Source organism: Streptomonospora sediminis (genome assembly GCF_054778995.1).
This window is the reverse complement of record NZ_BAAGYZ010000045.1, coordinates 20,705-28,695: the sequence shown is the minus strand read 5'-3', so window position 1 is coordinate 28,695 and position 7,991 is coordinate 20,705. Positions and strand designations below refer to the sequence as shown.

5 protein-coding genes are annotated in these 7,991 nt (G+C 71.3%); all 5 read left to right on the top strand.

The annotated features are described in order from the left end of the window. Positions 1 to 174: 174 nt before the first annotated feature. Positions 175 to 1,194 carry a methionine synthase gene (locus ACYVD5_RS11310; RefSeq protein WP_461000936.1) on the top strand — a complete coding sequence of 340 codons (1,020 nt, stop codon included), beginning with the start codon at positions 175 to 177 and terminating at the stop codon, positions 1,192 to 1,194. A gap of 24 nt (positions 1,195 to 1,218) precedes the next feature. After that, the gene (gene ligA / locus ACYVD5_RS11305; RefSeq protein ID WP_461000935.1) at positions 1,219 to 3,396 is read left to right on the top strand and encodes an NAD-dependent DNA ligase LigA; all 2,178 of its coding nucleotides are present in this window, start codon (positions 1,219 to 1,221) and stop codon (positions 3,394 to 3,396) included. Between the two features lie 371 nt (positions 3,397 to 3,767). Beyond that, on the top strand, positions 3,768 to 5,849 hold the full coding sequence (locus tag ACYVD5_RS11300; protein WP_461000934.1) for a putative bifunctional diguanylate cyclase/phosphodiesterase: 2,082 nt from the start codon (positions 3,768 to 3,770) through the stop codon (positions 5,847 to 5,849). 177 nt (positions 5,850 to 6,026) lie between these two features. Further along, the gene (gene gatC / locus ACYVD5_RS11295) at positions 6,027 to 6,326 is read left to right on the top strand and encodes an Asp-tRNA(Asn)/Glu-tRNA(Gln) amidotransferase subunit GatC (RefSeq protein ID WP_461000933.1); all 300 of its coding nucleotides are present in this window, start codon (positions 6,027 to 6,029) and stop codon (positions 6,324 to 6,326) included. Positions 6,327 to 6,346: 20 nt separating this feature from the next. Further along, positions 6,347 to 7,825, top strand: a complete 1,479-nt coding sequence (gatA, locus tag ACYVD5_RS11290) for an Asp-tRNA(Asn)/Glu-tRNA(Gln) amidotransferase subunit GatA (RefSeq protein WP_461000941.1) — start codon at positions 6,347 to 6,349, stop codon at positions 7,823 to 7,825. Positions 7,826 to 7,991: the final 166 nt, after the last annotated feature.

Genomic DNA, 7,991 nt, shown 5'->3' with positions numbered 1-7,991 from the left:
CCGCCGCCGTTGCGGCGGCCGTCCTGCTGCGCCGCCGGCGGCGCAGCGCCGCCGCTCCCGGTACCGGGCCCGGCACCGGCGGCGCGGCCACCCGGCAGAACCAGGACTCCCCGGCGCCCTGACCGGATGCGCCGCGCGACACCGGCCCGCCGGGAACGATCTAACCTTGGGTGTGTGACTGAGCAGCGATATCCCTGGCCGCAGGCGAGCTACACCGGTGTCGGCTCGTTCCCGGGCACCGACCCCGGCGAAGCCGTGCGCACCGTGTTCGGCGAGTTGCCGGATCTGCCGCACCTGCCGGAACTGCCCGAGCGCGGGCCCGGCGCCGAGATGGTCGGGCGCACCGGCGGATTGCTGGTGGACCTTGCGCTGGAGGTGCACCCGCGCGGGTGGCGCGCCGCCCAGCGGCCCGGGCGCGACATCCAGCGGGCGCAGAGCATGCTCGCCCGCGACCTCGACGCGCTGGAGGAGCACGCCCAAGGCTTCGGCGGGCCGCTGAAGATCCAGGTCGCCGGTCCGTGGACCCTGGCCGCCTCGGTCGAGCTGCGCAGCGGCGAGAAGCTCGTGGCCGACTCCGGCGCCGTCGCCGACCTCGCCGTCTCGCACATCGAAGGTGTGCTCGCCCACGTGGCCGAAGTGCAGAAACGCGTCCCCGGAGCCGAGGTCCTGGTGCAGGTCGACGAACCCGCCCTGCCTGCTGTGCTGGCCGGTGCCGTGCCCACCGCCAGCGGTTACGGGCGGCTGCCCGCCCCCGACCGGGTCACCGTCGAGGCGCGGCTGCGCGAGCTGTTCGCCGCGCTGGACGGCGCCGGCGCCGTGCCCATGGCGCACTGCTGCGCCGCCGGGGTTCCGCTGGATCTGCTGCGGCGCTCGGGCGCCCGCGCGATCAGTGTCGACGCCACGCTGATCGGGCGGGCACTGGACGAGAGCATCGGCACCGCCGTCGAGGACGGCGCCGGTCTTTTTACCGGTGTCGTGGCGAGTGCGGGCGGGGTTCTGTCGGACCCTGCCGATACCGTCGACCCTGTACGTGAACTGTGGAATCGCATCGGCTTCGCCCCCGAGCAGCTCACCCGTTCGGTGGTCGTCACACCCACCTGCGGACTGGGCCGCGCAACGCCTGACCACGCTCGTGCGGCACTGCAGGCGTGCCGCCAGGCGGCCCGGGTGCTGCATGACGAGCCACGGCGCTAGTTTCTGCGGAAAGGACGGCTGAGGGTGAGCGCACAGGAGCCGACGGCTGACGACCGCATCCCCGCTGAGGTGCGCGATCGCCATGCGGAATTGTGCCAGGAGCTGGACGACCACAGCTACCGGTACTACATGGGCAACCCCATCATCTCCGATGCCGAGTACGACACGCTCATGCGCGAGCTGAGCGGTCTTGAGGAACTCCACCCGTCGCTGATCACCCAGGATTCGCCCACCCAGAAGGTCGGTGCGCCGGTCAGTGTCGACTTCGCGCCCGTCGAGCACCTCGAACGCATGCAGAGCCTCGACAACGCCTTCTCCGCCGAGGAGTTCGAGTCCTGGGTGGAACGGGTCGAGACCGAGGCCCCGATCGACGCTTACCTGTGCGAGCTCAAGATCGACGGCCTGGCCGTCGACCTGGTCTACGAGCACGGCCGCCTGGTGCGGGCCGCCACCCGCGGCGACGGCCGCGTCGGCGAGGACATCACGCTCAACGTCCGCACGATCGCCGATATCCCCGAACGGCTCGATGAATCGGCGCAGCCGGCGCCGGAGCTGATGGAGGTCCGCGGCGAGGTCTTCCTGCCGGGCGAGGCGTTCGACGAGCTGAACGCCCGCCTGGCCGACGACGGCAAGACCCCCTTCGCCAACCCCCGCAACGGTGCCGCCGGTTCGCTGCGCCAGAAGGACCCGCGGATCACCGCCACCCGGCCGCTGAGCATGCTGGTGCACGGTGTCGGCGCGCACACCGGGGTCGAGTTCGCCCGCCAGTCCCACGTCTACGGCCAACTCCGCGAGTGGGGCCTGCCGGTCAGCGACCGCTACCAGGTGCTCACCACCCGCGATGAGGTCCGCGACTACATCACCTACTACACCGAACACCGCCACGAACCCGCCTACGAGATCGACGGCGTGGTCATCAAGGTCGACGACGTCTCCCTGCAGCGCCGGCTCGGCTCCACCAGCCGCGCTCCGCGCTGGGCGATCGCCTACAAGTACCCGCCCGAAGAGGTCACCACCCGCCTCGTCGACATCCGGGTCAACGTCGGGCGCACCGGCCGGGTCACGCCCTACGGCGTCATGGAGCCCGTGCACGTGGCAGGCTCCGAGGTCGAGTTCGCCACCCTGCACAACGCCCAGGAGGTCGTGCGCAAGGGGGTGCTCATCGGCGACACCGTGGTGCTGCGCAAGGCCGGCGATGTCATCCCGGAGATCGTGGGGCCGGTCACCGACCGCCGCGACGGCTCCGAGACCGAGTTCGCCATGCCCGAGACCTGCCCGGAGTGCGGCACCGAACTCGGCCGGCAGAAAGAGGCCGACGTCGACCTCCGCTGCCCCAACAGCCGCGACTGCCCCGGCCAGCGCCGCGAGCGGCTGGCCTACATCGCCAGCCGCAAGGCGCTGGACATCGAGGCACTGGGCTATGTGGCGGCCACCGCCCTCACCCAGCCGCTGCACCCTAAGACCCCGCCGCTGCGCGACGAGGGCGACCTCTTCGACCTCACGGTCGATGACCTGCTGCCCATCCGGTCGCTGGTGCTCGACCCCGACACCACCGAGCCCAAGCGCGATCCCAAGACCGGCGAACCCAAGGTCGTCACCTTCTTCGCCAACCAGAAGGGCGAACCGAAGAAGACCGTCGACAAGCTGTTCGAGGAGTTGGAGCAGGCCAAGGAGCGGCCGCTGTGGCGGGTGCTGGTGGCACTGTCGATCCGGCACGTGGGTCCGCGCGCCGCCGAGGACCTGGCGCGGCATTTCCGCTCCATCGAGGCCATCGGCCAGGCCACCGACGACGAGTTGGCGGCGGTCGAGGGCATCGGCCCCACGATCGTGGCGTCCCTGCGCGAGTGGTTCGACGTCGACTGGCACCGCGAGATCATCCGCAAGTGGCGCGATGCCGGTGTCCGCATGGAGGAAGAGGGGGCGGGCGGGCCGCGCCTGCTCGACAACACAACGGTGGTGGTCACCGGATCGCTGCCCGGTTTCAGCCGCGACGAGGCCAAGGAGGCCATCGCCGAGCGCGGCGGGCGTGTCACCGGATCCGTTTCCAAGAAGACCGGGTTCGTCGTGGTTGGCGACAGTCCCGGCAGCAAGTACGACAAGGCGCTGCAGGCCGGGGTGCCGATCCTGGACGAGGACGGTTTCCGAGTGCTGCTCGATAAGGGGCCGGAAGCGGCCACTGAACACCGCATCGGCACGGAGTAAGGGTGCGTTTTTGCTGTTCAGCACCGCTTTGGCCGCATCGGGGCGGCGGTGCGGCACCCGCTTGCCTGCGCTGGCAGTAGCGTCTACGATCCGCGATCATTAGGCTACCTGTCGCAGTATTTCCGGCTTAATCGGGCAATCATCCCAGGCGACGCCTGACTCACTGAAAGTCCCTGATCGGCGACACCTGGTGATGGAACGTCGTAAGCTGAAACTGGAACCGATCGGGTGTACCCGCTTATTGCAGACGCAAGAACCGTGTCGGTCATGGGGGGCCAACACGGACCACAGACAGGTTCCATTCGAAACCCCTGGCGCCGCGGGGGGAGCAAGCACGGCGCCGGGCACCATGCATCCCCCTGAGGACGTCTATGTTGGATCCCAACAACACCCGGGATATCGGCCCCCGGGCCGGGACGCCGCTGTGGCTCTACCTCACCGGCATCACGGCGGCCGGGGCGATCCTCCTCGGTGCCGCGCTCTACGTGTACGGGCTCGACCAGCTGCGCCAACTCACCGCTGAGCCGCTGGTGTGGCTGATGCTGTGCATGACCGTCATCGGCGAGCTGCGCCCCATCGCCTCGCCGCGCAGCACCCCCAACCAGAGCGCACCCACCTCGCTCCCGTTCGCGTTCGCGCTGCTGCTCTCCTTCGGGCTGCCCGTGGCCGGTCTCGTGCAGGCCGTGGCCTCAAGCATCGCCGGGGTCGCGCGCGGCCACGCCCCGCACCGGGTGCTGTTCAACATCGCCCAGTACGTGCTCAGCTTCGGCGCGGCCGACGCGGTGCTGCGGCTGCTCATGTCCAGCGCGGCCGACCCGCCCCGCGCGGTCACCGGCACCGACCTCGGCGCGGTGGCCCTGGCCGGCGCCGCCTACTTCGTCTGCAACGTGGTGCTGGTCGAGATGGCCGTGGCCGTCCACGAACGCGCCCCGCTGGTGGCGATGCTGCGCAAGGACATCGGGCAGCGGCTGTTCGTGCACGGCGTCCTGCTCAGCCTCGCGCCGCTGGTGTCGGTGGCCATGACCGAGGAGATCTGGCTGGTCCCGCTGTTCGTCTTCCCGCTGGCCGCCCTGTACAGCAGCGCCACGCTGTCAATCAAGCGCGAACACCAGGCCAACCACGACGAACTGACCGGCCTCGCCAACCGCAAACTGCTCATCCTGCGCACCCAGGAGGCGCTGGCAGAGGCCCAGCAGCGCAAGCACCGGGTCGGCCTGCTGCTGCTCGACCTCGACCGTTTCAAGGAGGTCAACGACACCCTGGGCCACCCCACCGGCGACCGCCTGCTGCAGACCGTGGCGCGGCGGCTCACCCACAGCGTCCGCCCCGGCGACCTGGTGGCCCGGCTCGGCGGCGACGAGTTCGCCGTGCTGCTGCCGCAGGTGCGCGACCCCGCCTCTGCCCGCGAGGTCGCCGCCCGGCTGCGGGTCTCCCTCGGCGAGCCGATGCGGCTGGACGGCATGGACTTCGACCTTGAGGCCAGCGTGGGCATCGCGCTGTACCCCAACCACGCGCCCGACTTCGAGCTGATCATGCAGCGGGCCGACGTCGCCATGTACGTCGCCAAGGAGCGCCGCACCGGTGTCGAGCTTTACGAGGCCGACAAGGACCGCAACTCAACGGCCCGGCTCAGCCTCTTCGGCGAGCTGCGCCGCGCACTGGTCGACGACGAGCTGATGATGTACTACCAGCCCAAGATCGGCCTGGCCGACCACAAGGCCGTGGGGCTTGAGGCACTGGTTCGCTGGCGCCACCCGCAGCGCGGCGTGCTTCCGCCCGAGGACTTCGTCCCGCTGGTCGAACAGTCCTACCTGATGCGCAGCTTCACCCACGAGGTCCTGGAACGCACCCTGCCCCAGATCGCCCGCTGGTGGGAACAGGGCGTGCGGATCCCGGTGGCGGTGAACCTCTCCGCGCGCGAACTCCTCGACCCCACCCTGCCCGATATCGTCGCCGCGGCGCTGCGCCGCCACGGCGTCGCTCCGCAGGCGCTGCGGCTGGAGATCAGCGAACGCGTGATGGTGGCCGAGGCCGACGCGATCACCCCCACCATGCTCGCGCTGGCCGACCTCGGCGTCTCCCTCGCCTTGGACGACTTCGGCACCGGCTACTTCACGCTGGCGCGGCTCAACGGACTGCCCGTGGCCGAGATCAAACTGGACGAATCATTCGTCCGGCGCAGCCTCGCCGACCCCGACGGCCACCTGATCGTGCAGTCGGCCGTCGACCTGGTGGGCACGCTGGGCATGCGCGCCGTTGCCGAAGGCGTCGAGACCGAGGGCGTGGCCACCGACATGCGTGCGATGGGCTGCTACGCCGCCCAGGGCCGCCACTTCGCCGCGCCGCTGCAGGCCGACGACGTGGTCCCCTGGCTCGTCGAGCACGGCGGCCAGCTCCCGCCGGCCGGCTACAGCGGGCAGCTGCCCAGCGGCGAGCACAGCCGCTCCGCCTGAACCGCAGCCGCTCCGCGGCCTCCGGCGGCACCCGGCGCCGCCGCCGCGGCAATAGGATTGAGCCGTCCGGATCCACCGGGCCGTCCGCGCAGGCGGGCCGCGCCACGCGGCCTGCGCGCCCGGGGCGGCCCAGCGGAGCGGGCACGTCCGATTCCGCCGAAGAAACGGTTTGCCTACATGTCCGCCATCACCCGCGATGAGGTCGCGCACCTCGCCCGGTTGTCGCGGCTGGCGCTGCACGATGACGAGCTGGACCAGCTCGCCGCCCAGCTCGACGAAATCATCTCGGCTGTGGCCAAAGTGCAGGAGGTCGCCCAGGGAGACATCCCGCCGACCTCGCACGCCCTGCCGCTGACCAACGTTTACCGCCCCGACGAGGCGCAGCCCGGCCTGTCCCCCGACCAGGCGCTGGCGGGCGCGCCCGCGGTCGAGGACCAGCGCTTCCGCGTCCCGCAGATCCTGGGGGAGGAGCAGTGAGCGCCACCGACCTGCTGCGGATGAGCGCCGCCGAGCTCGGCGCCGCCATCCGCGCCCAGGAGACCACCTCGGTCGAGGCCACCGGCGCCTACCTCGACCGCAGCGCCGAAGTCGACGGCGAGGTGCACGCCTACCTGCACGTCGACCGCGAGACCGCCCTGGAGCAGGCCCGCGCCGTTGACGAGCGCATCGCCTCGGGCGACGCCGCCGGTCCGCTGGCCGGTGTCCCGGTGGCGCACAAGGACGTCTTCAGCACGGTCGACATGCCCACCACAGCGGCGTCCAAGATGCTCGCCGACTGGCGGCCGCCCTACGACGCCACGGTCACCGAGCGGCTGCGCAGCGCCGGCATGGTGATCCTGGGCAAGACCAACATGGACGAGTTCGCCATGGGGTCCTCCACGGAGAACTCCGCCTTCGGCCCAACCCGCAACCCGTGGGACCTCGCCCGGATCCCCGGCGGGTCCTCCGGCGGGTCCTCGGCGGCGGTGGCGGCGTTCGAGGCGCCCTTTGCCACCGGCACCGACACCGGCGGCTCCATCCGCCAGCCGGCGGCGGTGTGCGGCCTGGTCGGCGCCAAGCCCACCTACGGCGGCTCCTCGCGCTACGGGCTGATCGCCTTCGCTTCGTCGCTGGACACTCCGGGGCCCATCGCGCGCAACGTGCTGGATGCCGCGCTGCTGCACGAGTCCTTTTCCGGACACGACCCGCGCGACTCCACGTCGGTCGACGCCCCGGTGCCGCCGGTGGTCGAGGCCGCCCGCCGCGGCGATGTCGCCGGGATGCGCATCGGCGTGGTCAAGGAGCTCGGCGGCGAGGGCTACCAGCCCGGTGTCCGGCAGCGCTTCCAGGAGTCGGTGGAGCTGCTGGAGTCGCTGGGCGCCAAGGTGGTCGAGGTCTCCTGCCCCAGCTTCGACGCGGCGCTGGCCGCCTACTACCTGATCGCGCCCAGCGAGTGCTCGTCCAACCTGGCCCGCTTCGACGCGATGCGCTACGGGCTGCGGGTGGGCGACGACGGTACCCGCGGCGCCGAGGAGGTCATGTCGCTGACCCGCGCCGAAGGGTTCGGCCCCGAGGTCAAGCGGCGCATCATCCTGGGCACCTACGCGCTGTCCAGCGGCTACTACGACGCCTACTACGGGTCGGCCCAGCAGGTGCGCACGCTGATCAAGCGCGACTTCGACGCCGCGTTCGAGAACGTCGACGTACTGGTGTCGCCCACGACCCCCACGACGGCCTTCTCCATCGGCGAGCGCACCGGCGACCCGATGGCGATGTACCTGGCCGACCTGTGCACGATCCCGTCCAACATGGCCGGCAACGCGGCCCTGTCGGTGCCGTGCGGCCTCTCGCCCGAGGACGGCCTGCCGGTGGGTCTGCAGATCATGGCTCCGGCGCTGGCCGACGACCGCACCTACCGGGTCGGTGCCGCGGTCGAGGCCGCGGTCAGCGAGCGCGACGGCGGCCCGCTGCTGGCAGGCAGCGCCTTCGCCGTGTAGCGCGGCGTATCGGCGGCGGGCAGCACCGCCTGCACGGCAAGGGGGCGTCCGGATCCCGATGGGAACCGGGCGCCCCCTGCTGTTGGACTGCGGGCCGTTGCGGCGCACCGGGCCCGGTGCAGGCGCCCCTGCATGCACAGCGCCCGCCGCCGCTGGTTCGCGGCGA